This window comes from Glycomyces paridis, from assembly GCF_004912155.1.
GTDB lineage: Bacteria > Actinomycetota > Actinomycetes > Mycobacteriales > Micromonosporaceae > Glycomyces > Glycomyces paridis.
The window spans coordinates 16,830-38,356 of record NZ_STGX01000017.1; the positions used below are offsets into that span (position 1 = coordinate 16,830).

General features: G+C 71.1%; 18 protein-coding genes and 1 pseudogene. 9 read left to right on the forward strand and 10 right to left on the reverse strand.

Going from position 1 to position 21,527, the window contains the following annotated elements; all coding sequences use genetic code 11:
- From E9998_RS25530 to E9998_RS20315, 7 genes and pseudogenes are all read left to right on the forward strand, one after another.
- A pseudogene (locus E9998_RS25530) lies at nt 1–908 on the forward strand (hypothetical protein); the annotation flags it as partial.
- A 105-nt stretch (nt 909–1,013) separates the two neighbouring features.
- Nucleotides 1,014–3,710, forward strand: a complete 2,697-nt coding sequence (locus E9998_RS20290) for a putative bifunctional diguanylate cyclase/phosphodiesterase (RefSeq protein WP_136531520.1) — start codon at nt 1,014–1,016, stop codon at nt 3,708–3,710.
- Nucleotides 3,711–3,938: 228 nt separating this feature from the next.
- On the forward strand, nt 3,939–5,798 hold the full coding sequence (locus E9998_RS20295) for an acetolactate synthase large subunit (protein WP_136531521.1): 1,860 nt from the start codon (nt 3,939–3,941) through the stop codon (nt 5,796–5,798).
- Nucleotides 5,798–6,319, forward strand: a complete 522-nt coding sequence (ilvN, locus tag E9998_RS20300) for an acetolactate synthase small subunit (protein WP_136531522.1) — start codon at nt 5,798–5,800, stop codon at nt 6,317–6,319. Before E9998_RS20295 ends, ilvN begins: the two co-directional genes overlap by 1 nt.
- Before the next feature lie 20 nt (nt 6,320–6,339).
- The gene (gene ilvC / locus E9998_RS20305) at nt 6,340–7,350 is read left to right on the forward strand and encodes a ketol-acid reductoisomerase (RefSeq protein ID WP_136531523.1); all 1,011 of its coding nucleotides are present in this window, start codon (nt 6,340–6,342) and stop codon (nt 7,348–7,350) included.
- A 124-nt stretch (nt 7,351–7,474) separates the two neighbouring features.
- Nucleotides 7,475–7,729: a type II toxin-antitoxin system VapB family antitoxin gene (locus tag E9998_RS20310; protein WP_136531524.1), complete on the forward strand. Its 255-nt coding sequence runs from the start codon at nt 7,475–7,477 to the stop codon at nt 7,727–7,729.
- Entirely contained in the window at nt 7,726–8,154 is a 429-nt protein-coding gene (locus E9998_RS20315) for a type II toxin-antitoxin system VapC family toxin (RefSeq protein ID WP_136531525.1), read from the forward strand. The genes E9998_RS20310 and E9998_RS20315 overlap by 4 nt, the downstream gene beginning before the upstream one ends.
- 281 nt (nt 8,155–8,435) lie before the next feature.
- Here the strand turns inward: E9998_RS20315 and E9998_RS20320 are convergent, their stop codons facing one another.
- The 7 genes from E9998_RS20320 to E9998_RS20350 all read right to left on the reverse strand — a co-directional run bounded on the left by E9998_RS20320 (nt 8,436) and on the right by E9998_RS20350 (nt 16,859).
- Entirely contained in the window at nt 8,436–8,837 is a 402-nt protein-coding gene (locus tag E9998_RS20320) for a hypothetical protein (protein WP_136531526.1), read from the reverse strand.
- Nucleotides 8,838–9,407: 570 nt separating this feature from the next.
- Entirely contained in the window at nt 9,408–9,830 is a 423-nt protein-coding gene (locus E9998_RS20325) for a roadblock/LC7 domain-containing protein (protein ID WP_136531527.1), read from the reverse strand.
- Nucleotides 9,831–9,845: 15 nt separating this feature from the next.
- A complete protein-coding gene (locus E9998_RS20330) occupies nt 9,846–12,323 on the reverse strand; it encodes a sensor histidine kinase (protein ID WP_136531528.1) in 2,478 nt (825 codons plus the stop codon).
- Nucleotides 12,324–12,352: 29 nt separating this feature from the next.
- Nucleotides 12,353–13,063, reverse strand: a complete 711-nt coding sequence (locus E9998_RS20335; protein WP_136531529.1) for an ABC transporter ATP-binding protein — start codon at nt 13,061–13,063, stop codon at nt 12,353–12,355.
- Nucleotides 13,056–14,735 (reverse strand): branched-chain amino acid ABC transporter ATP-binding protein/permease, encoded by a 1,680-nt coding sequence (locus E9998_RS20340; protein ID WP_136531530.1) that lies wholly within the window; start codon nt 14,733–14,735, stop codon nt 13,056–13,058. Before E9998_RS20340 ends, E9998_RS20335 begins: the two co-directional genes overlap by 8 nt.
- Nucleotides 14,735–15,613 (reverse strand): branched-chain amino acid ABC transporter permease, encoded by an 879-nt coding sequence (locus tag E9998_RS20345; RefSeq protein ID WP_204745566.1) that lies wholly within the window; start codon nt 15,611–15,613, stop codon nt 14,735–14,737. Before E9998_RS20345 ends, E9998_RS20340 begins: the two co-directional genes overlap by 1 nt.
- 64 nt (nt 15,614–15,677) lie before the next feature.
- Complete coding sequence (locus tag E9998_RS20350; RefSeq protein ID WP_136531531.1) at nt 15,678–16,859, reverse strand: ABC transporter substrate-binding protein; 1,182 nt, start codon at nt 16,857–16,859, stop codon at nt 15,678–15,680.
- A gap of 383 nt (nt 16,860–17,242) precedes the next feature.
- On the opposite strand from E9998_RS20350, the gene miaB reads away from it, so the two are divergent.
- The gene (gene miaB / locus E9998_RS20355; RefSeq protein ID WP_136531532.1) at nt 17,243–18,808 is read left to right on the forward strand and encodes a tRNA (N6-isopentenyl adenosine(37)-C2)-methylthiotransferase MiaB; all 1,566 of its coding nucleotides are present in this window, start codon (nt 17,243–17,245) and stop codon (nt 18,806–18,808) included.
- A gap of 47 nt (nt 18,809–18,855) precedes the next feature.
- Entirely contained in the window at nt 18,856–19,659 is an 804-nt protein-coding gene (locus tag E9998_RS20360; RefSeq protein WP_136531533.1) for a class I SAM-dependent methyltransferase, read from the forward strand.
- A 1-nt stretch (nt 19,660) separates the two neighbouring features.
- On the opposite strand, the gene E9998_RS20365 is transcribed toward E9998_RS20360, so the two are convergent.
- The 3 genes from E9998_RS20365 to E9998_RS20375 form a co-directional block, all read right to left on the reverse strand.
- Nucleotides 19,661–20,137, reverse strand: coding sequence for a DUF1707 and DUF4190 domain-containing protein (locus E9998_RS20365; RefSeq protein ID WP_136531534.1), 477 nt, complete (start codon nt 20,135–20,137; stop codon nt 19,661–19,663).
- 65 nt (nt 20,138–20,202) lie between these two features.
- Nucleotides 20,203–20,922, reverse strand: a complete 720-nt coding sequence (locus tag E9998_RS20370) for a hypothetical protein (RefSeq protein WP_136531535.1) — start codon at nt 20,920–20,922, stop codon at nt 20,203–20,205.
- Entirely contained in the window at nt 20,915–21,451 is a 537-nt protein-coding gene (locus tag E9998_RS20375; protein WP_136531536.1) for a sigma-70 family RNA polymerase sigma factor, read from the reverse strand. The genes E9998_RS20370 and E9998_RS20375 overlap by 8 nt, the downstream gene beginning before the upstream one ends.
- Nucleotides 21,452–21,527 lie beyond the last annotated feature (76 nt).

The following is a 21,527-nucleotide window of genomic DNA, read 5'->3' on the forward strand; positions in this document are numbered from 1 at the left end:
TCGCGCTCGCAACCGGTGCAGTCGAGACCGCGCCGTACGAAAGCCCCGGGTCCGGTCTCCTCGGGACCGGCGCGGCCCCGCTCGGCGAACCCGCCGCCGCTCCCTCGGGCACCCTTCACGCGAGCGCCGTCGCCGAGCCCCCCGCCGCCGTCGGCGACACCCCCGACGGCGCCGCCCCCGGTGCCGCCGAGACCGCCCGCGACGACCGGTGCTGGCGGATCTACCTCCAGGAGCTCATCGAGGAGCCTAGCCCCGCCGAACTGCCGCTCGTGCTGGAGCTGGAGGCACTCGAACTCGGCGACGGGCCCACCCGCACCAGGCCCTCCTGGAGCGCACCCGCCGGCACCGTCGCGACCCTCCTGCGCCGCGACCTGTTCAAACCCGAGACCCCGCTTCCCCTGCGCCGTATCGCACTCGAACACAGCGCGCCCCTGCTGCGTTCGCTGCTCGAAACGCCGGAACCCGCGCCCGCACCCACCGTCGTCACCCTCAACCGCCGCTCGGTGAAGATCGGCGTCACCGCCGCGGGCGCCGACCCGGAGAAGGCCGCCGCCGCCGAGTCCCGCATCTCCCGCGGCGTCGAGGCGGCTCCCGCCAAGACCGTTCCCGTCGCCGTCGCGGCCGCCCTCGGCGCGCTCGCCGTCATCACGGCCGTGGCCGCGCAGTGGTTCCTCGCCGTCGTGTTCGCCCTCGCCGTCCTCGTCCCGCTCTGGATGCACCGCAACCGCACCGCCGACCACGCCGCCACCCTCAAGGACCGCGACGAGAAACTCGCCGACCTTCGCGCCGCGATCCTCAAGGCACGCGACGAGGCCGCCGCCCGGGACGCGAGCGCCGCCGAGCGCCACGCCGAAGCCGAAGCGGCCCGCGCCCGCCTCCTCACCGCGCTCCCCCAAGGCCGCCACTGAGAGTGACGGCGTCCTCCGTGATGGACACATCGAGGGCCCGGTACGGAAACCCGACACCATGCGGCATCCTGTAAAGCACGAGGCTTCCTACGATTGGGCCAGTGGATGACGCCAAACCCCCGTCGCGTCCGGCAGCAGCTGTCATGGACGGCGACCGCCGCAGTGTGGTGCTCCGTGCTCGTCGCGGCCCTCGTCGTCGGTGCGGACTCCCTGTCCGGGCGCATCGACCGCGACCTCGCCGCCGCGGTCGGCAGCATCGGCGCCGCCTGCGCCGGGCTGCTCATGTGGCGCGCCGCGGGCCGCATCAAAGCGGGCCGCCGCGTCACCTACCAGCTCCTCGCCGCCGGCATCCAGACCACCGCCGCGACCATCGCCGCCGCCTGCTGGCTGCCCGGCGCCTCCGCCGACGCCGTCGCGGGCACCGGCCTCTCCGCCGCCATCACCCTGTGGGCCCTCGCCCTCCTGCGCCTGCCCGACAACGGCTGGGAGCCCCAGGCCGTCCAGCGCCGCCTCGTCGACGGCGCCTTCGTCGGCCTGTGCGCCCTCTTCGCCTTCTGGGTCCTCGTCGCCCGGCCCGTCTTCGAACGCCAGCGCGGCCACCTCGCCGAAGGCGACCTCGCCATCGTCATCCCCGGGATGCTCGGCGTCATCATGATCGGCGTCGGCCTCACCACCACGCTGCGCCTCCAGCGCTGGCGCCGCCGCCACGCCCTCGCCTACCTCGCGGTCTTCGCCGTCCATTTCACCGGCCTGGCCCTGTACACCTCCTGGCAGTGGGGCGACCCCGAGGTCCAGGTCCTGTGGTGGTCGGTCTCGTGGGTCGCCACCTGCGCGGGCCTGCTCGGCGTGACCTACCTGGCGCGCAACCAGAAGCCCGCCCCGATCGACAAGCCGAACTACCCGGGGGCGCACTACGCCGTCATGGGCGGGGCCGCCGCGCTCGCCGGCGCCACCGTCCTCATCAACGGCGCCGGGAGCGGCTCCCTCACCCTCGACGCGGCCCTCCTCGGCCTCACCGCCGCGGGAGCGCTCGCCGGGCGCCTGGTCCTCACCTTCTTCGACGTCCGCCGCGTCGAGGAGGTCGCCGACGAACGCCAGCTGCGGCTCTCGGCCATCGTCGGCGTCGCCTCCGACGCCGTCCTCGTCCTCGACGGCGACCTCACCGTCACCTGGCGCTCCGAGGACTCGGCGTGGAAGCCCGCCACCGACGCCGGCAAGTGCGTCGGCTCCCGGTTCCTCGACCTCGTCCACGCCGACGACCGGCGCGGCGCCGAAGAGGACCTGCGGTCCCTCCTGGACGGCTACGGCCACACCGGGCAGGTCTCGCTCAACGTCCGCATCCGCGACGCGGGCCGCCGCTGGCGCCACACCGAGACCGTCGTCAACGACCTGCGCGGCAAGCCCCAGGTGCGCGGCCTCGTCGCCCGCGTCGAGGACGTCGGCGCCCGCCGCAGCCTGGAGACCGAGCTGGCCCGCATGGCCTACACCGACCCGCTCACCGGGCTCGCCAACCGCCGCGCGCTCCTCCAGAGCCTGGAGGACGGCGTCGACGCCCAGGAGCACAGCACCGCGCTCCTCCTGCTCGACCTCGACGAGTTCAAGAACGTCAACGACACCCGCGGCCACGACTTCGGCGACGAACTCCTCGTCGAGGTCTCCCGGCGCATCAAGGAACTGCTGCGCCCCACCGACGTCGGCGCCCGCCTCGGCGGCGACGAGTTCGCGATCCTCCTGCGCGCCAGCTGGTCCGAGGCGGTCGCGACCGCCAAGGCCCTCGTCGCGCGCCTGGGCGAACCGTACGAGTTCCACGACGAGTCCACCGTCTTCACCACCGGCTCGGTCGGCATCGCCACCGCCGTCGACGTCCTCGGCGACCCCGAGATCCTCCTGCGCAACGCCGACCTCGCGCTGCGGGCCGCCAAGCAGGCCGGGAAGAACCGCTACGCCACCTACGACGCCGAGTTCGACCGCAAGGTGCGCCGCAAGAACGAGCTCACCCAGGAGCTGCGCGGCGCCATCGCCCGCGACGAGCTGCGCCTGGTCTACCAGCCCGTGTTCGCCACCGCCGACCGCTCCATCGTGGGCGCCGAGGCGCTCATGCGCTGGCACCACCCCAGGCTCGGCCACGTCAGCCCCGGCGAGTTCATCCCCGCCGCGACCGAGTCCGGTCTCACGCAGGATCTCGCGGTGTGGACGGTCAACCGCGCCGCCGAGCAGCTCGCCGCATGGCACAACGCCGGGATCAAGGCCTGGATCTCGGTGAACGTCTCGGTCAAGGAACTCCACACCCACCTGTTCGCCACCGAGGTCAACACCGCGCTCATCGCCGCGGGCGTCCCCGCGAAGCGCCTCGTGCTGGCGGTCACCGAGCACGACTTCTCACACCAGATGAACACGCTCATCGCCCAGCTCAGCGCCCTGCGCGGCGCCGGGGTCCGGATCGCGTTGGACGACTTCGGCTCCGGGTACTCCTCGCTCGGCCAGCTCGAACGCCTCCCGGTCGACATCATCAAGATCGACCGCGACCTCGTGGCGAAGGACGACGGCGGCGTCGGGCCGCTCGCGGCCGTCACCGTCGAGCTCGGGCGCCTCCTCGGCATGGAGGTCATCGCCGAAGGCGTCGAGACCGACCTCCAGCTCAACGCCATGATCGCCGCCGAAGCGCCGCTCGTGCAGGGCTACCTGCTCGCGAAGCCGATGGAGCCGGACGACCTGACGCGCTGGCTCACCGAGGAGCCGCGGGCGCTGCCGCCCGCGCCGCGCGACACGCCGACTGACGTCCCGCAGTCTGAGAAAAGTTGACTCACGGGCCGGAATCGTGCATCCTGGGGAGCGTGCCGAAGCAGAACTGCGACTCCATGACGACCGAGGCCCTCGCCGCCCGGCCGCTCGTCGTAGTACTTACCTAGCGCACCGTCGTTCTCTGACGGTGCGCTCGCCCCGTGCGTCTAGCACGCGGGCGATTTTTTCTGCCCGGGGAACGACACAGCATGTCGAACCAGCCACATATCTCCCTATTGGACGAAGGACATGAGCACACCAGTGAAGGCACCGAAGCCAGGGCCGCAGGCTGCCAAAGCTCAGCCCGCCAGGCCGAAGGCACCCAGGCCGGCTCCTCCGATCGGCGCCCCCGCCGCCGCCCCCGTCCTCACCGGCGCGCAGGCCGTCGTCCGCGCGCTCGAAGAGCTCCAGGTCGAGGCCGTCTTCGGCATCCCCGGCGGCACGATCCTCCCCGCCTACGACCCCCTCCTGGACTCCGATCAGGTGCGCCACGTCCTCGTCCGCCACGAGCAGGGCGCCGGCCACGCCGCCCAGGGCTACGCCCTGGCGACCGGCAAGGTCGGCGTGTGCATGGCGACCTCCGGCCCCGGCGCGACCAACCTCGTGACCCCGCTGGCCGACGCCTACATGGACTCGGTCCCGATCGTGGCCATCACCGGCCAGGTCGTGACCTCCTCGATCGGCACCGACGCCTTCCAAGAGGCCGACATCTGCGGCATCACCATGCCGATCACCAAGCACTCCTACCTCATCACCGACGCCGCCGACATCCCGCGCGTCATCGCCGAGGCCTTCCACGTGGCCTCGACCGGCCGCCCCGGCCCGGTCCTGGTCGACATCCCCAAGGACATCCTCCAGACCGAGGCGCCCTTCGTGTGGCCGCCGCGGATGGACCTGCCCGGCTACCGCCCCACCACGCAGCCGCACGGCAAGCAGATCCGCGAGGCCGCCGCGCTCATCGCCGAGGCCAAGCGCCCCGTGCTCTACGTCGGCGGCGGCGTCGTCAAGTCCGGCGCCCACGCCGAGCTGCTGGCGCTCGCCGAGCTGACCGGCGCGCCCGTCGTCACCACCCTGATGGCCCGCGGCGCCTTCCCCGACTCGCACCCGCAGCACCTGGGCATGCCCGGGATGCACGGCACCGTCCCGGCGGTGCACGCGCTCCAGAAGTCCGACCTCCTGGTCTCCCTGGGCGCCCGCTTCGACGACCGCGTGACCGGCCGGCTCGACTCCTTCGCGCCCGACGCCAAGATCGTCCACGTCGACATCGACCCGGCCGAGATCGGCAAGAACCGCGAGGCGGACGTGCCGATCGTCGGCGACTGCCGGGCCGCCATCGCCGCCATGATCGACGCCTACGCCGACCCCGGCCAGGAGCGCCTGAAGACCTGGTGGGAGACCCTCGACGACCTGCGCGGGCGCTACCCGCTGGGCTACACCGACATCGACGACGGCCTGCCCGCGCCGCAGTACGTGATCGAGCGCCTCGGCGCCCTCGCCCCCGAGGACACCATCTGGACCACCGGCGTCGGCCAGCACCAGATGTGGGCCTCCCAGTTCATCTCCTACGAGAAGCCGGGCACGTTCCTCAACTCCGGCGGCCTGGGCACCATGGGCTTCGCCGTCCCGGCTGCCATGGGCGCCAAGCTCGGCCAGATGGGCCGCACCGTGTGGGCCGTGGACGGCGACGGCTGCTTCCAGATGACCAACCAGGAGCTCGCCACCTGCGCGATCGAGGGCATCCCGATCAAGGTCGCCGTCATCAACAACGGCAACCTCGGCATGGTCCGCCAATGGCAGACGCTGTTCTACGACAAGCGCTACTCCCAGACGAACCTGTCGACGCACCACTCCGAGGCGTCCCCGCGCATCCCGGACTTCGTGAAGCTCGCCGAGGCCCTCGGCTGCGTCGGCCTGCGCGCCGACACCGCCGACGAGGTCGACGCGATCATCGCGCAGGCCAACGCGATCAACGACCGCCCGGTCGTGGTCGACTTCACCGTCGGACCCGACGCGATGGTGTGGCCGATGGTCCCCGCCGGCGTCTCCAACGACGAGATCCTCTACGCGCGCGACGTGCGCCCGAACTTCGACGACGAGGGGCAGATCTAGTGACCACGCATACCCTTTCGGTCCTCGTCGAGAACAAGCCCGGCGTCCTCGCCCGGGTCGCCGCCCTGTTCTCCAGGCGCGGCTTCAACATCGACTCCCTCGCCGTCGGCGAGACCGAGCACCCCGGCGTCAGCCGCATCACCATCGTGGTGGGCGTCGAGGCGGGCTCGCTGGAGCAGGTCACCAAGCAGCTCAACAAGCTCATCCACGTCCTCAAGATCGTGGAGCTGGAAGCGGGCTCCTCCGTGCAGCGCGAACTGCTGCTGGTGAAGGTCCGCGCCGACGCCGCCACCCGCGGCCAGGTGATCGCCGCGGCCGAGCTGTTCAAGGCCCGCTCGGTCGACGTCACACCCGACACGGTCACCTTCGAGGTCACCGGGAACTCCGACAAGATCGAGGCGTTCCTGGAAGTCCTGGAGCCGTTCGGGATCAAGGAGCTCGTCCAGTCGGGGACGGTCGCGCTGGGGCGCGGGGCCAAGTCGATGGCCTCGCTGTCCCGATACGTCTCACCGAACAATTAAGTCAAGAAGGAAGCAGTTGCATGTCCGCTGAAGTGTTCTACGACGACGACGCCGACCTGGCCCTGATCCAGGGCAAGAAGGTCGCCGTCCTCGGCTACGGCTCGCAGGGCCACGCCCACTCGCTGAGCCTGCGCGACTCGGGCGTCGAGGTCGTCATCGGCCTCCAGGAGGGCTCCAAGTCGCGTCCCAAGGCCGAGGAGGCGGGCCTGAAGGTGCTCACCCCGGCCGAGGCCGCCGCGTGGGCCGACGTCATCATGATCCTGGTCCCGGACACCGTGCAGGCCAAGCTGTACGCCTCGGAGATCGCCCCGAACCTGTCCGCCGGCGACTCCCTGTTCTTCGGCCACGGCTTCAACATCCGCTACGACCTGATCCAGGCCCCCGCGGACGTCAACGTCGCCATGGTCGCCCCGAAGGGCCCGGGCCACATGGTCCGCCGCCAGTTCGTGGACGGCAAGGGCGTCCCCGCGCTCGTCGCGGTCGAGCAGGACCCGTCCGGCGACACCCAGGCCGTGGCGCTCTCCTACGCGAAGGCGATCGGCGGCACCCGCGCGGGCGTCCTGAAGACCACCTTCAAGGAGGAGACCGAGACCGACCTGTTCGGCGAGCAGGTCGTCCTCTGCGGCGGCACCGCCGAGCTCATCCGCGCCGGCTTCGAGACCCTGGTGGAGGCCGGCTACGCGCCGGAGGCCGCCTACTTCGAGTGCCTGCACGAGCTCAAGCTCATCGTGGACATGATCTACGAGGGCGGCCTCACCAACATGTGGTACTCCGTCTCCGACACCGCCGAGTACGGCGGCGTCTCCCGCGGCTCGCGCATCGTCACCGACGAGACCCGCAAGGAGATGAAGCGCATCCTGGGCGAGATCCAGGACGGCACCTTCGCCAAGGAATGGGTCGCCGAGTCCGAGAAGCGCGAGAACTTCAAGAAGCTCCAGGCCGTCCAGACGGACAACCAGCTCGAAGAGGTCGGCAAGAAGATGCGCGACCTCATGCCCTGGGTCCAGCGCAAGATCACCGAGACCGCGTAAGTCTCAAGCACACTGCTTGGCCGGGAGCCGCTTTGCGGCTCCCGGCCTTCGGCGTTGCGGGCCGGGGTGACCCGGTACTGCAACTCGATTCTAGATTTCTAGAATCGAAGCTAGAATGATAGACATGGCACTGAGCATCAAGAGCCCGGCGGCCGACCGGCTCGCCCGCGAGCTCGTCGCGGCGACCGGCGAGTCCCTGACCGAAGCCGTGGAGACCGCGATCCGCGAACGGCTGGAGCGGCAGACGCAAGGCGCGCGTTCCCGGCGCATCCACCGACGACTCGACGCACTGCGGGACGAGCTGCGGCACGTGCCGGTCGTCGACGACCGCGCCGCCGAGGAGATCCTCGGTTACGACGAGAACGGCCTCCCCACGTGACCGAAGCAGACTTCCTCGTCGTGGACACCTCTGCCGCTGTCGCCATCCTGAGCGACGAGCCCGGCGCCGACTGGCTGGCCGACGCGCTCGCGCAGACGACCGCGGCCGTCATGCCCGCGGCGACCTACCTTGAGCTCGGCATGGTCCTCGAGTCCCGTTTCGGTCCGCGCGAGACCGGGATCGCCGCTCGGTTCGTACGCGACGCGGAGATCGACATCGTCGATGTGACGGCCAAGTCCGCCGAGCGGGCACTCGAATCATGGCGCCGGTTCGGCAAGGGGCGGCACCCTGCGAAACTGAACTTCGGCGACTGCATCGTCTACGGAGTCGCCGCTGAACTCGGCTGGCCGATCCTGTGCATCGGTGAGGACTTCGTCCAGACCGACATCGCCGTCGTCCGGCCGCTGCTGGAGGGCACCGCGTAGACGCGGCGATTCGTTCTGCCGCCGGGTCCGGCGCCAGTTCACCGAGACCGCGTAGCCGCGGATCGGTACCTGGGCCGGTGGGCCTCGGACGTGTGAGGGCCGGGTGTCCCGTCTCGTTGGCTCCGGGGCAGTCTCGTTGTAGCGGAGGCATCCGGGGATTTGTCTCAGTCGAGAGGAGGCACTTGTCCTGAGCCGGTCTTGTGCAGCTGCGTCCCAAAGCACCCCCAGGGAGGTACGAGAGAGGGCCGGACCACCGCAGCAAGCGGCATCCGGCTCCTCCGCTATCTGATGCTCTTCCTGTGGGCGACGATCGCCGCGACGGCGAACCCGACTGTCGCGGCGATGAGCAGTAGTAGTGCGGGATTGGCTCCAGCCGGAACGAGCTGGACTGTCCGCTCCGTGCATTCGAGCACGAAACTGGGTGGGAACAGCGACTCGGTGAGGTTCACGAACTCGCCTGCGCCGAATCGAGTGCATTCGTATCTGGTGTCCAACGGTGAAGACATGAAGAGCGTGCCCACGTAGAGCGGGATTGCGATACACAGGGAGGCAAGCGATGCGGCGATGAACACCGTGCTTCGCGTGGGGCGGCGCTTCCTCATGGGGATGGTCACGGCGGCGACCGCCAACGCCACGAGGATGAGCAGCGAGACCGGGAACAGCACCGTCATGGCGAAGATCATCGGGTGACCCTAGCCGGTGTGTATCAGAAGGGCTCGGCGGTAGGCCAGGGGTACGATTCCTGGGGCGAATTCGCCGAAGACGTCCTCCGCCACATCGCCGACGGAGAGCGATCCACCCCAACCAAAACGAGACAGACCGACCCGGACCTTGCAGTCTGACTGCCCCGGCCCGATTGAGACCGGTCACCGGGAACCCGATGGTTCCCGGCCCACACACGTGTCCCTCGGCGGTCAGGCCGCCTTTTTCGCGGCCTTCGCGAGTTGGGAGATGCGCTGTTCCGAGATCCCGAGGACCGCGGCGATGTCGCGGCCGGTCATACCCGATTCCTTGAGCAGCATGACCGTCTCTCGGTTGATGTTCGAGGCCCGCGCTTGGAGCGCGGCGGCCTTGGCGGCGTCCTCCCTGGCATCGGCGATGCGGGCGTCGATCCCCGGAGCGATGTGCCAGACGATCGTGATGGGCGCGGTATCCGCCTCGGCAACGCCGTCGTACGGTCTCGCGCGAATTCTGGCGCGGACACGTGTGAGGGCCGGGAACCATCGGGTTCCCGGCCCTCACACGTGTCCGGGTTACTGCTGGAACTGCTGGTGGTACTGGGCGGAGGCGACCTGGCGGGCGGCGGGGGTGAGGGCCGGGCCGACCTGATTGATGAGGTTCGCCAGTTCGTGGCCGACCTGGCCGATGTCGCAGTGCAGACCGGCCAGCGCCAGGAGGCTCGCGCCGCTGGACACGGACATCGAGAACATGAAGCCGCCGTTCATCTCCGTCAGGTTGCTGATCACCGGGTCCGCCTGGAGGGAGCGCGCGGCGCCGGCCAGGAGGCTCGTCAGACCCGAGGCGATCGCCGACAGGCGCTCGGCCTCGTCCCTGGGCAGGGTGTTGTTCGAGGCGATGAGCAGGCCGTCAGCGGCCACCGCGAGCACGTGGGTCACGTGCGGCACCCTGCCGACGAAGTCGTTGAGAAGGAAGTCCAATTGTGCGCTGGTGGTCATGGGTCGATCCTCGGGTCATTTGTCATTTGTGGGAGTGGCGGTCCTGCTGCCGGAGAGTCCGCGCGCGTACGCCGAGTACGTCGCGCCGATGCTCCGCGGGTTCCGCTCGATCGGCTTGCCGTCCTGCCCGGCCGACGGTGCGATCGCGCCGGGGACGAGGTTCGACATCGGCTGCCGCTGCGGCAGCCCGTTCGCACCGGTCACGAGCGTCCCCGGGTCGGCAGTCGGCAGTCGGTGCCCGGCGCGGAGCGACGGGTCGGCGTGCACGACGGTGACGTCGAACTTGATCTCGGGGAGCTCGGTGAGGATCGCCGTTGCGGCCGAGCCGAGTTCGGGTTGCGGGCGGCCCACCGCCGCCACGCCGCGGGCGGGGCCCGCGGTCAGTGCCCTCGGCCCCGCGGGGGCCGGCGCGGGCGCCGGGGGCTCGGCGCCCTTCGCGAAGAGCGGGGCGTTGGTCCTGGGGCGCGGCATCTGGGGTTGCCGGGACACGATGGATTCGGGCATGCGCTCGCTTCGCTCGGGTTCGGTGAAGGAGAGCAGGGAGCCGGGGGCGATGACCTCGACGACGATGCCGCCGCCGATGGAGGGGCGCATCTCGATCTCGATGCCGTGCCGTGAGGCGAGGAAGCCCACCACGGTGAGCCCCATGGCCTGCATGGCCTCCAGGTCGACGGGGGTCTCCTGCTTGAGCCGCTCGTTGAAGCGCTCCAGGCGGTCGGTCTCGATGCCGATGCCGTGGTCGCGGACCTGGATGATGACCTTGCCGGTTACGATCCGGGCGGTGACCTCGGTGGCGGACTCGGAGTAGCGGGTGGCGTTGTCCATGAGCTCGGCGAGGAGCTGCACGACGTCGTCGACGACGTCGGCCTTGACCCAGGCGCCCTCGTCGGAGGCGACCTCGACGCGCGTGTAGTACTCGATGCGGCTCTGGGCCGCGGTGAGGACGTCGCCGACCTTCGCGTCGGTGGTGCGGACCTTGGCGGCCGAGGAGCCGCCGAGGACGAGGAGGCTGTCGTTGGCGCGGCCGATGAGCGAGGCGAGGTGGTCGAGCCGGAAGAGCCGCTGGAGGCGGTCGGGGTCCTGCTCGTTGCGTTCGGCCTCGTCGAGTTCGGCGGTGAGGCGGCCGGTCAGGGAGTGGCCGCGGCGGGCCAGGCGGACGAAGATCGCGCCGACGTGGAAGCGCAGGAGGGCCTGCTGGGCGGAGACGCGGATGGCTTCGCGGTGGACGATGTTGAAGGCCTCGCCGACCTCGCTGAGCTCGTCCTTGCCCTGCACCTGGAGCGGTGAGGGCGTGCGGGCGGCGAACTGGAAGGGGCTGAGGCCGCCCAGTCCCTGCTGTTGGTCGACGCGTTTGACGGCCAGCGGGAGGTCGACCATGGCGATGCGGCGGGCTGAGCCGGAGAGCTCGCGCAGACCGTGGGTGACCGACCGGCCGATGCCGTAGGCGATGAGGATGGCGAGGGCGAGGGCGAGGACGGCGATGAGGCCTTCGACGCCGAGGCGCCGCAGGGAGGCGGCGGCGACGGACTCGGCCTGCTCGGTGGCCTCGGTGAGGGAGTCGTCGACGAGTTTCGCGGTGGCGGTGTGGCGGGCGTCGTAGGCGGCCATGAGGGCCTCGTGGTCGACGACCTGGTCGTCGTCGGAACGGGAGCCGGCGACGGCGCTCTCGAAGGCGTTGGCGGCGCGGGCGTCGGTGGAGCCGATGCCGCCGACGCTGAGGACGGAGGCCTCGGGGTCGATCTGGACGACGGTGCGGCGGTACTCGTTGAGCGATTCCTCGCGGGCGGCCGAGAGGCGCATGAAGGTGCGGTGCTTGCCCGCGAGCGGCTTGCCGTCCTCAAGGGACAGGACGAGGAGGCGCAGCTGCTCGGAGTGCTCGTCGATGGCGGCCAGGAGGCTCGCGGTGCGCAGCATCCGGGAGAGTTCGGCGGTCCCGGCGGCGTCCACGGCGCGGTCGACGACGACCGAGAGGCGGCCGATGACGGAGTTGTACACGGTCAGGTGGACCGCGTCGACGGTGCCGTCGTGGACGGCGCGCCTCGCGATGGCGAGCCGGTCGAGGGGCGTGCCGGCGCGGTCGAGGAGCGCGACGGTCTCGGCGTCGAGGTCGAGTTCGGACCTGGTGGTCTCCAGCGCGTCGAGCGCGGCCTCGGTCTCGGTCTCGTGGCGCTCGAACGCCTCCAGGAGCGCGTCGGGCTCGGCCAGGCCCGTGTCCTCCTGGTACACCAGCATGGCCGCGTCGGTGCGCTCGGCCATGAGGGCGCCGATGGCGTCGTTGACGTCGCCGAGGAGCTCGACCGCGTCGGCGGTGGCGCCGACCTCGCGGGCCTCGGCGGCGGACTCGACCAGTCGCAGGGCGACCATGCCGGTCAGGGTGAGGGCCGGGACGAGCAGCATGGCCGTCAGCTTGGTGCGGATGCGGACGCGCGACAGGAGGCGGCGGCGCTGCTTGCCGCCTTCGGCCGTCGGCGCCGGCTCTTGCTCATCGTTCATCTGGGGTGGGTTCCTTGGTCCGGCGCGGGTTATTCCACGCCTAGATAGGCTTGGACGACCTTGGGGTCCTTCAGGAGTTCGGAGGCGGGGCCGCTGTGCGCGATCGCCCCGGTCTCCAGGACGTGCCCGGTGTCGGCGGTGCGCAGGGCCCGGCGGGCGTTCTGCTCGACCAGCACCACCGTCACGTCCGAGGCGCGGATCTTGTCGATGACGCCGAAGACCTCGTCGACCATCTTGGGGGCCAGGCCCATCGAGGGCTCGTCCATGAGGACGACCCGGGGCCGGGAGATCATGGCCCTGGCGATGGCGAGCATCTGCTGCTCGCCGCCGGAGAGCGCCCCGGCTGGCAGGTCGCGACGTTCGGCGAGCACGGGGAACAGCTCGTACAGCTCGCCCGCGGGCACGGCCTGGGCCCGGCGCCGGTGCGCGCCGAGGGCGAGGTTCTCTGCGACGGTGAGGGTGCCGAGGATCTGGCGTCCCTCGGGCACGAGCACGAGCCCGGCGCCGACGCGGCGGTGCGCGGGCCAGCGGGTGATGTCGCGCCCGTCGAGGCGGACGGTGCCCTTGCCGGGGCGCATGAGGCCGGAGACGGCGGCGAGCACGGAGCTCTTGCCGGCGCCGTTGGCGCCGACGAGGGCGACCATGCCGCCTTCGGGGACCGAGAAGGACACGTCGCGGACGGCCTCGACGCGGCCGTACGAGACGCTCAGCGACTCGACCGACAGGATCGGCTCAGACATGCTCACTCTCCTCGTCTTCGGCGCCGAGGTAGGCCTCGACGACCTTGGGGTCGGCCGCGACCTCGCGGGGCTCGCCCGCGGCGATGACCTCGCCGAAGTTGAGCACCACCAGGCGGGTGCAGGTGTCGAGGACCATCTTCACGTTGTGCTCGATGAAGAGCACCGCGATGCCGTCCTCGGCGAGGTCCTTGATGAGCGCGGCGAGTTCGCCGGCCTCGACGTGGTTCATCCCGGCGGCGGGCTCGTCGAGGACGAGGAGCGTCGGGTGGGCCGCGAGGGCGCGGGCGATCTCCAGTCGGCGCTGGTCGCCGTAGGAGAGCGCGCCGGGTCGCAGGTGGGCGCGGTCGGCGAGGCCGACGCGCCGCAGCTGCGCCCAGGCGAGGGCGAGGGCCCGGCGTTCGTCGCGGCGTGCCGAGGGCAGCCACAGGAGGCGGCGCAGGTAGGTGGAGCGCGTGACCGGGTGGGTGCCGACGAGGACGTTGTCGAGCGCGCTGAGCCGGTCGAACAGCTTGGAGTGCTGGAAGGTCCGGCTCAGTCCCGCCTTGGCGAAGCGGTGCGAGGGGGCGCCGAGGCGGACGCCGAGGACCTCGCCCTCGCCCGCGCTCGGCGTCTCCAGGCCGCTGATCATGTTGACCAGGGTGGTCTTGCCGGCACCGTTGGGGCCGATGACGCCGAGGACCTCGCCGGCGCGGATCTCCAGGTCGACCGAGCGGACGGCCTGGACGGACCCGTAGGACTTGCCGAGGCCGCGCAGTTCGGCGATGGGGGTGCCGGGCTCGGGCAGCGGCGCGAGGCCGTCCGGTTCGGTCCCGGGGTCGGGCCGCACCCGCGCCGGGCGCAGCCGGGCGACGAGCGTGGACAGTCCGCCGGGGAGGAACAGGATGACGGCGAGCAGGAGCAGGCCGGTGATGAGCGGGTGGATCCACCCGGCCTCGACGCCGAGGGCGTTCTGGATCTCGGGCACGGCGGTGAGGAACCCGGCGCCCAGGACGGGCCCGAAGAAGACGAGGTAGCCGCCGAGGACGGCGGTGACCAGGCCGCCGAGGGTGAGGCTGAAGTCGAAGGTGGCCGGGGTGATGCGCCCGAAGAAGTACAGGAACATGACGCCGTAGACGCCGGCGATCGCGCCGGAGGCCACGAACGAGGTCATGCGGGTGCGCACGACGTCGACTCCCATCGACCCGGCGGCGAGCTCGTCCTCGCGGACGGCGGCGAAGGCGCGGCCGGTGCGGGAGGGGCCCAGGCGCCAGAACAGGTAGCCGAGGACGGCCACGACGATCCACGCGAGGTCGACGGTGAGCCACTTGTCGACGCGCAGGCCCAGGGCGCCGCGCGTCCACTCGGCGTTGGTCATGAAGACCCGGACCATCTCGCCGAAGGCGATGGTGCCGATGGCGAGGAAGACCCCGCGCAGGCGCAGGACCGGGAGGCCGACGAGGAACGCGGCGGCGCCGCCGACCGCGGCGCCGACGGGGATGCCGACCAGGACCGGCGAGAGCGAGCCGAACAGCGGCTCGGTGGGGACGACGAGCGTCGAGGTGTAGGCCGCGAGCGAGGCGAAGCCCGCCTGCCCGAGGTTGAGCTGTCCGGCCATGAGGACCACGTGGAACGAGTAGGCCAGGATCACCGCCAGGGCGATGTTGGTGATGAGCGTGTCGTATCCGGCGAGCATCAGACCTCCCTGACCTTGATGTGGCCGAACAGGCCCCGGGGGCGCAGGATCAGGACCGCGAAGAGCAGCGCGAAGGGCACCAGGCCCTTCCAGGTCGAGTCGAAGTAGTGGATGGTGAGGGCCTCGGCGAGGCCGAGGACGATCCCGGCCGCCATCGCGCCCCACAGGGAGCCGAGGCCGCCGAGGATGATGACGGCGAATCCGATGAGCTCGATCGAGGCGCCGAGCCCGCGGTCGGTCTGGCCGATGTTGAGCGCCAGGAGCGCCCCGGCGACGGTGCCGAGCCCCGAGGACAGGGCGTAGGTCCCGGCGGTGACGCGGTCGACGTTGACGCCGACGACCCTTGCGGCGGTGGGGTTCTCGGCCACGGCCCGCATGGCCCGTCCCAGCGGTGTCGCCGAGACGAGCCATGCGAGTCCGAGCATGAGCGCCAGCGCCAGGCCCAGGGTCACCAGCTGCGTGAGGGTGACGCGGAGTCCCGCGACCTCGAACAGCCGGTTGGGGAAGTACTCGTAGGGGAAGCTCTTCGGTTCGGTCCCGTAGCGCGCCTGGATGAGCGCGATGAGGACGCCGCCGAAGGCGACCGAGGAGATGAGTCCGGCGAAGTGCTCGTCGTCCCGGCCCGCGAGCGGGCGGAACGCGATCCGTTCGAGCACGACGCCGGCGACCGCGCCGATCCCGGCCACGACCGGGAGCAGGGCCCAGAACGGTATGCCCGTCCTGGTCGCGATCTCGATGCCGAGGAACGCTCCGGTGGTGAAGATCGCCGCGTGGGCGAGGTTCAGGTGCCGGAGGATTCCGAACACGAGGGTGAATCCGATCGCGAAGAGCGCGTAGATCGAACCGGAGAAGACTCCGTTGGCCAACTGCTGCAGCATCTCTGTTTTCCCTGGGCGGAGGTGGGCGAGCGGGGGCCGGGATCGCCGGCCCCGAGCTCGTTCCCTAGAGGATGGTGAATTCGCCGTCGCGGATGATCTGGACGAACGGCTCCTGGGTGACCTCGCCGCCCTCGTCGATCGAGATCGGGCCGAGGATGGAGTCGTACTCCAGGATCTGGCCGAGGTTGTCCTTGATCGCCTCGCGGTTGGCGTCGCAGTCGGCGCGGACGGCCTGGTCGAGGAGGTAGCCGGCGGTGTAGGCCTGGGCGGCGAACTGGTCGGGCGCGCGGCCGTACAGCTCGTTGTAGTTCGCGATGAACTCGGCGTTGCCGGTGGTCTCGGCGGCCGCGCTCCAGGCGCCGCCGACGATGAGGCCCTCGGAGGCGCCTTCGAGGAGGCCGACGAGGACGGGGGAGTTGAAGGCGTTGCCGCCGACGATCGGGGCGGTGATGCCCTGGTCGCGGGCCTGCTTGACGAGCGGCACGGTGGCCCCGGGCAGGGCGGAGAGGATGACGGCGTCGACGTCGGCGTCGGCGACCTTGGTCAACTGGGCCGAGAACTCGGTGTCGGCGGTCTCGAAGCTCTCCTCGACCACGATCTCGATGTCCTGCTCCTTGAGGACGTCGGAGATGGTGTTGAACGCGGAGGCGGTGAACTCGTCGGCGCTGTCGTAGAGGACGGCGACCTTCTCCAGACCCAGGGTCTCCTTGGCGGCCGGGATGCTCGCGGCGAGGGCGACCTCCTCGGGCAGCGAGGCGCGGAAGATGTAGTCGCCGATCTCGGGGATGCCCTCGGCGGTGGTGGAGACGCCGAGCGCGGGGACGCCGGCGTACTGGGCGTCGGTGTAGGTCGTGAAGGCCATGCCCGAGAGGGTGGGGCCGACGATGGCGCTGACCTTGTCGCGCTCGATGAGCTTCTCGAAGGCGGCGACGGAGTCGTCGACGCTGGTCTTGTCGTCTTCGAGGATGAGCTCGTACTTGATGCCGCCGGCGGCGTTGAGCTCGTCGATGGCCATCTTGAGGCCTTCTTGCTGGTACCCGCCCGCGAACGCGGCGGCCTCGGTGAGGCTGAAGACGGCGCCGAGCTTGACGGTCTCGTCGATGGTGCAGTCCGCGCCCGTGCCGGTGCCCGAGAGCGCCGAGTCGCTGGAGCTGCTCGCGGGTTCCTCCGAGACGCATGCGGCGGTTGCGAGGAGGGCGGCGGCCGCTATGACGGCGGCTACGCCGGAGGAGGTCTTGAGACGCATTATCTCTTCCCTGATTGAGGTTCGGTGGGGGTAACGATGGGAGCACCGCCGCACCCTTGCGGACCCGGCGGCACGAGGGCCACCTTATAAGGACGATCAGGACGGCACAAGGCCAAAGGCAAAAGAGTTTCAAAGACTGAAAGTTCAACAGAAACGCGCAGCTCCGGGGCGCAAGCGCTGAAGTGAACCGAAAGGTCGGTTAGTGTGAGCCACCGCTCACATTGGTCATTTGAACCGTTTCAACCCTGAGGTCGCAGCGGTCACTCAAGTGCGTATTGTGGATGAACGGCGAGCACCGGGGCCAAGGTGGCACGGAAAGAGTGTGGTCATTATCACGTTTGCTTGAGCGCTCCTGCGGGCCCCGCCGCGGGTCCCCGGCGGCTATGGGCCCGACCCGATCCCGGCCCCGACCGTGTGATCGGGCTCGCGTCTATCCTGGGGGAGTGGTTGAGCGAGCAGTGAAGACGTACCAGGTCAAGACCTACGGCTGTCAGATGAACGTGCACGACTCCGAGCGGATCGGCGGTCTGCTCGAAGCGGCCGGCTACGTGCCCGCCGCGGGCGACGGGGCCCCCGACCTGGTCGTGTTCAACACCTGCGCCGTCCGCGAGAACGCCGACAACAAGCTCTACGGCAACCTCAGCCACCTCGCCCCCGCCAAACGCGAGAACCCCGACATGCAGATCGCCGTCGGCGGCTGCCTCGCGCAGAAGGACCGCGGCGAGATCGTCAAGCGCGCCCCCTGGGTCGACGCCGTCTTCGGCACCCACAACATCGGCTCGCTCCCCGCGCTCCTGGACCGGGCCCGCCACAACCGCGCCGCCGAGGTCGAGATCCTCGAATCCCTGGAGACCTTCCCCTCCGCCCTGCCCACCAAGCGCGACTCCACCTACTCCGGCTGGGTCTCCATCTCCGTGGGCTGCAACAACACCTGCACGTTCTGCATCGTCCCCGCACTGCGCGGCAAGGAGAAGGACCGCCGCCCCGGCGAGATCCTCGCCGAGGTCCGCGCCCTCGTCGCCGAAGGCGTCTCCGAGGTCACCCTGCTGGGGCAGAACGTGAACACCTACGGCGTCGAGTTCGGCGACAAGCTCGCCTTCGGGAAGCTCCTGCGCGCCTGCGGCGCCGTCGAGGGCCTGGAGCGCGTCCGCTTCACCAGCCCGCACCCCAAGAACTTCACCGACGACGTCATCGCCGCGATGGCCGAGACCCCGAACGTCTGCCACTCCCTGCACATGCCCCTCCAGTCCGGCTCCGACCGCGTCCTCAAGGAGATGCGCCGCTCCTACCGGTCCGAGAAGTACCTCGGGATCATCGACAAGGTCCGCGCCGCCATGCCCGACGCGGCCATCACCACCGACATCATCGTGGGCTTCCCCGGCGAGACCGAGGAGGACTTCCAGGCCACCCTCGACGTGGTCGAGCGGGCCCGCTTCTCCAGCGCCTTCACCTTCCAGTACTCCATCCGCCCCGGCACCCCCGCCGCCACCATGCCCGACCAGATCCCCAAGGCCGTCGTGCAGGAGCGCTACGAGCGCCTCGTGGCCCTCCAGGAGCGCGTCTCCTGGGAGGAGAACCGCGCCCTCGAAGGCACCGAGGTCGAAGTGCTCGTCACCGTCGGCGACGGCCGCAAGGACGCCGCCACCGGCCGCCTCTCCGGCCGCGCCCGCGACGGCCGCCTCGTCCACTTCGCGGTCACCCCCTCCGAGACCGACCCCACCGGCAACGCCGAAGGCGTGCGCCCCGGCGACGTCGTCACCACCGCCGTCACCTACGGCGCCCCCCACCACCTCGTCGCCGACGGCCCCGTCCTCGCCCACCGCGCCACCAAGGCCGGCGACGCCTGGGCCGCGGGCAAGGCCACCAGGCTCCCCGGCGTCAGCCTCGGCATCCCCACCATCGGCAAGAAGCCCCTCCCGAAGCAGGCCGCCCCCGGCTGCGCCTGCTGAACGACCGCGGGCGGACGCCGACCCGCACACCGTGCCAGAATCGGGCGATGGAACGCGAAACGGACGTCCAAGCGCGACGCGACCAGATGTACGGCGAACTCGACCTCGGCTCGCTGACGCTCTTCTCGGGCTCGTTCATCAACTACGGGTACTGGGGCGACCTCGACCCCGGCCGCGACATCACCCTCGACGAGCGCACCGCGAGCCAGGCCGAGCTCTACCGCCGCGTCGTCACCGCACTCGAACCCGCCCCCGGCGCGCGGCTGCTCGAACTCGGCTCAGGGCTCGGCGTCGGCGCCGCGCTCGTCGCCCGCGAACTCGGCGTCGCGGTGACCGGCCTCGACCGCTCCCCGGCGCAGCTCGAACGCGCCGCCGCGGCCAACGCCGCCGCGCTGGCATCCCCCGACATCGGCCTTTCCTTCGCCGAAGGCTCGGTCACCGCCGTCCCGTTCCCCGACGGCGACTTCGACGGCGTCTACGCCGTCGAGATGCTCCAGCACGTCGACGACCTCGCCGCCACCGCGCGCGAGGCCCGCCGCGTCCTGGCCCCCGGCGGCCGGTTCGCCGCGGCCACCTTCTTCGCCCCCGACGGCTCGGGCCCCGGCCCCGTCGCCGACCTCATCGAGACCGTCGCCTCGGGCGTCGACGTCGTCCGCCCGGTGGGCGACTTCGCCGCCGACCTCGCCGCCGCTGGCTTCGCGGACGTCACGGTCACCTCGATCGGCGAGCACGTGTGGCGCCAGTTCGACCGGTGGATCGCCCAGACCGAGTTCCGCGACTCGTGGGGCCGCAACTGGCTGCGCTGCCACGAACGCGGCTGGATCGACTACTACCTGGTCTCGGCGCGCTGAGTCACCACCAGTAGAGCGCGCCGAGGACGAAGAACAGGATCCACACCGGGACGCTCACGGCGCCGAGGACCAGGCCCGCCAGCGCGAACGACCGGGTGTCGGCCTCGCCCTTGCGGTGATTGTCGATGCCGATGAGGCCGAACACGATAGCCAGCACGGTGAACGGCATGAAGCTCACGAACGACATCACGCCCATGCCGAGCGCGACGTGCCCCATGAGGTTCGCTTTGCCGCTCCGCTCGGGCGCCCGCTCGGGCGCGGGCGCCGCCTCGGCGGGCACCGGCAGCCGCGCCGCCGGGAGGTCGTCGAGGAGCCGGGCGACCTCGGCGTAGGTCTGCGCCTCGTACAGTCCCCGCGACCGCTCGTCGAACTCGTGCAGTTGCAGCCGCCCCGAGTCGAGCGCCTCCCTGAGCTGGGCGGCGACCTGCTCGCGTTCGTCGTCGGAGATCCGCATGCGGCCGGGATCGGGTCGGTTCATGGGCCGGTCCTTCGGAAGGGTGTGGCCCCCAAGGGTATACAGCCCGGCCCCCGCCCGGCCTCGGGCTACCAGCCCGGGAGGGCAGCGGTGAGGACGGTCCCGTCCGAGCCCACCAGCCGCACCTCGGTGATGTCGCCGATGTCGGCGGCCACGGTCGCCCCCGTGCCGCACGAGGTCTCGGCGACCTCGCACGAGCCGACCGTGGCCGTCCACTCGCCGGTCGAGACGACCAGGTCGTACGTGCCGGGCGCGGCCTCGCCGAGGACCGCGAACACCCACGAGGGCTCCCCTTGGTACAGGAACACGTGCCCGACCTGGACGCCGCCGTCGAGGACCGGCGCGGCCGTGAAGTACCGGCCGTCGGCGACGGCGAGGGTCCGCTCGTAACGGTCGGCGGTCTCGCGGTCCTGCGCGGTCGCGGTCCAGACCGTGCCCGCGGCGGCGACGGCGATCACCAGCGCCGCGGCGACGGCCGCGAGCGGCCGCAGCACCCGGTGGCGCCTGCCCGCGGGTGCTTTCCGCTTCGCGCGCCTCGGGTTGCGGGAGCCGTCCTCGACCCGGATCCGGTCGAGGACGGCGCTCTCGAACCCGGCGGGCGGCTGGTGCTGCGGCGCGACGAGCAGCACCTCGTCGGCGACCCGGGCGAGGGCGTCGAGCTCGCGGCGGCAGTCCTCGCAGCCGGCCAGGTGCGCGAGGGTCCGCGCGCGGTCGGGGCCGCTCGCCGCGCCAGTGGCGACCTCGGCGAGGCCCTCCCGGTACCCGTCGCAGCGTGTCGGCTCAGTCATGGCGCACCTCGAGGATTCCGCGCAGTCGCGTCAGGCCGGTCCTGATCCGGGTCTTGGCCGTGCCGAGCGGCACATGTTGGCGCTCGCCGATCTCCCGGGCGGTCAGTCCGAAGTGCACCGACAGCACCACGGCCACGGCCTGGTCCTTCGGGAGCTCCCGCAGGGCGGCGGTCACGTCGTCGGCGTCGTCCACCCGGTCGCCGTCGTTGGAGGGGGCCATCAGGAGCTCCGCCATCGCGACCGGTTCGGTCGCGAGCTCGCGGCGCACCCGCAGCACGTCGATGGCGACGTTCCGCGTGATCGTCAGCAGCCACGTCGAGGCCCGCGCGCGCCGCGGGTCGTAGTTCCCCGCGTGCCGCCACGCGCGCACGAACGCCTCCTGCGCGACCTCCTCGGCCACGGCCGGGACGCCCACCACCGACAGCGCCATGCCGAAGACGCGGGCCTGGTGGCGCCGGACGAACGCCGCCATCGCGTCGGCGTCGCCGCCGGCGACCCCCGCGAGCAGCGCCTCATCTGACACTTCCATACCGGTTATACGGAACCACACGCCGAAGGGATTGCGCCGGGCGCCGCGAATTCGGCGCCGCCGCGCCCGCAATCCA

Coding starts and splice junctions, on each gene's coding strand:
- E9998_RS20375 (WP_136531536.1), bottom strand. CDS start 21,451: ATGGAAGTGTCAGATGAGGCGCTGCTCGCGGGGGTCGCCGGCGGCGAC.
- E9998_RS20290 (WP_136531520.1), top strand. CDS start 1,014: ATGACGCCAAACCCCCGTCGCGTCCGGCAGCAGCTGTCATGGACGGCG.
- E9998_RS20295 (WP_136531521.1), top strand. CDS start 3,939: ATGAGCACACCAGTGAAGGCACCGAAGCCAGGGCCGCAGGCTGCCAAA.
- ilvC (WP_136531523.1), top strand. CDS start 6,340: ATGTCCGCTGAAGTGTTCTACGACGACGACGCCGACCTGGCCCTGATC.
- E9998_RS20320 (WP_136531526.1), bottom strand. CDS start 8,837: ATGATCTTCGCCATGACGGTGCTGTTCCCGGTCTCGCTGCTCATCCTC.
- E9998_RS20350 (WP_136531531.1), bottom strand. CDS start 16,859: ATGCGTCTCAAGACCTCCTCCGGCGTAGCCGCCGTCATAGCGGCCGCC.
- E9998_RS20330 (WP_136531528.1), bottom strand. CDS start 12,323: ATGAACGATGAGCAAGAGCCGGCGCCGACGGCCGAAGGCGGCAAGCAG.
- E9998_RS20345 (WP_204745566.1), bottom strand. CDS start 15,613: ATGCTGCAGCAGTTGGCCAACGGAGTCTTCTCCGGTTCGATCTACGCG.
- E9998_RS20325 (WP_136531527.1), bottom strand. CDS start 9,830: ATGACCACCAGCGCACAATTGGACTTCCTTCTCAACGACTTCGTCGGC.
- E9998_RS20310 (WP_136531524.1), top strand. CDS start 7,475: ATGGCACTGAGCATCAAGAGCCCGGCGGCCGACCGGCTCGCCCGCGAG.
- E9998_RS20365 (WP_136531534.1), bottom strand. CDS start 20,137: ATGAACCGACCCGATCCCGGCCGCATGCGGATCTCCGACGACGAACGC.
- E9998_RS20340 (WP_136531530.1), bottom strand. CDS start 14,735: ATGCTCGCCGGATACGACACGCTCATCACCAACATCGCCCTGGCGGTG.
- E9998_RS20370 (WP_136531535.1), bottom strand. CDS start 20,922: ATGACTGAGCCGACACGCTGCGACGGGTACCGGGAGGGCCTCGCCGAG.
- miaB (WP_136531532.1), top strand. CDS start 17,243: ATGGGCCCGACCCGATCCCGGCCCCGACCGTGTGATCGGGCTCGCGTC.
- E9998_RS20335 (WP_136531529.1), bottom strand. CDS start 13,063: ATGTCTGAGCCGATCCTGTCGGTCGAGTCGCTGAGCGTCTCGTACGGC.
- E9998_RS20360 (WP_136531533.1), top strand. CDS start 18,856: ATGGAACGCGAAACGGACGTCCAAGCGCGACGCGACCAGATGTACGGC.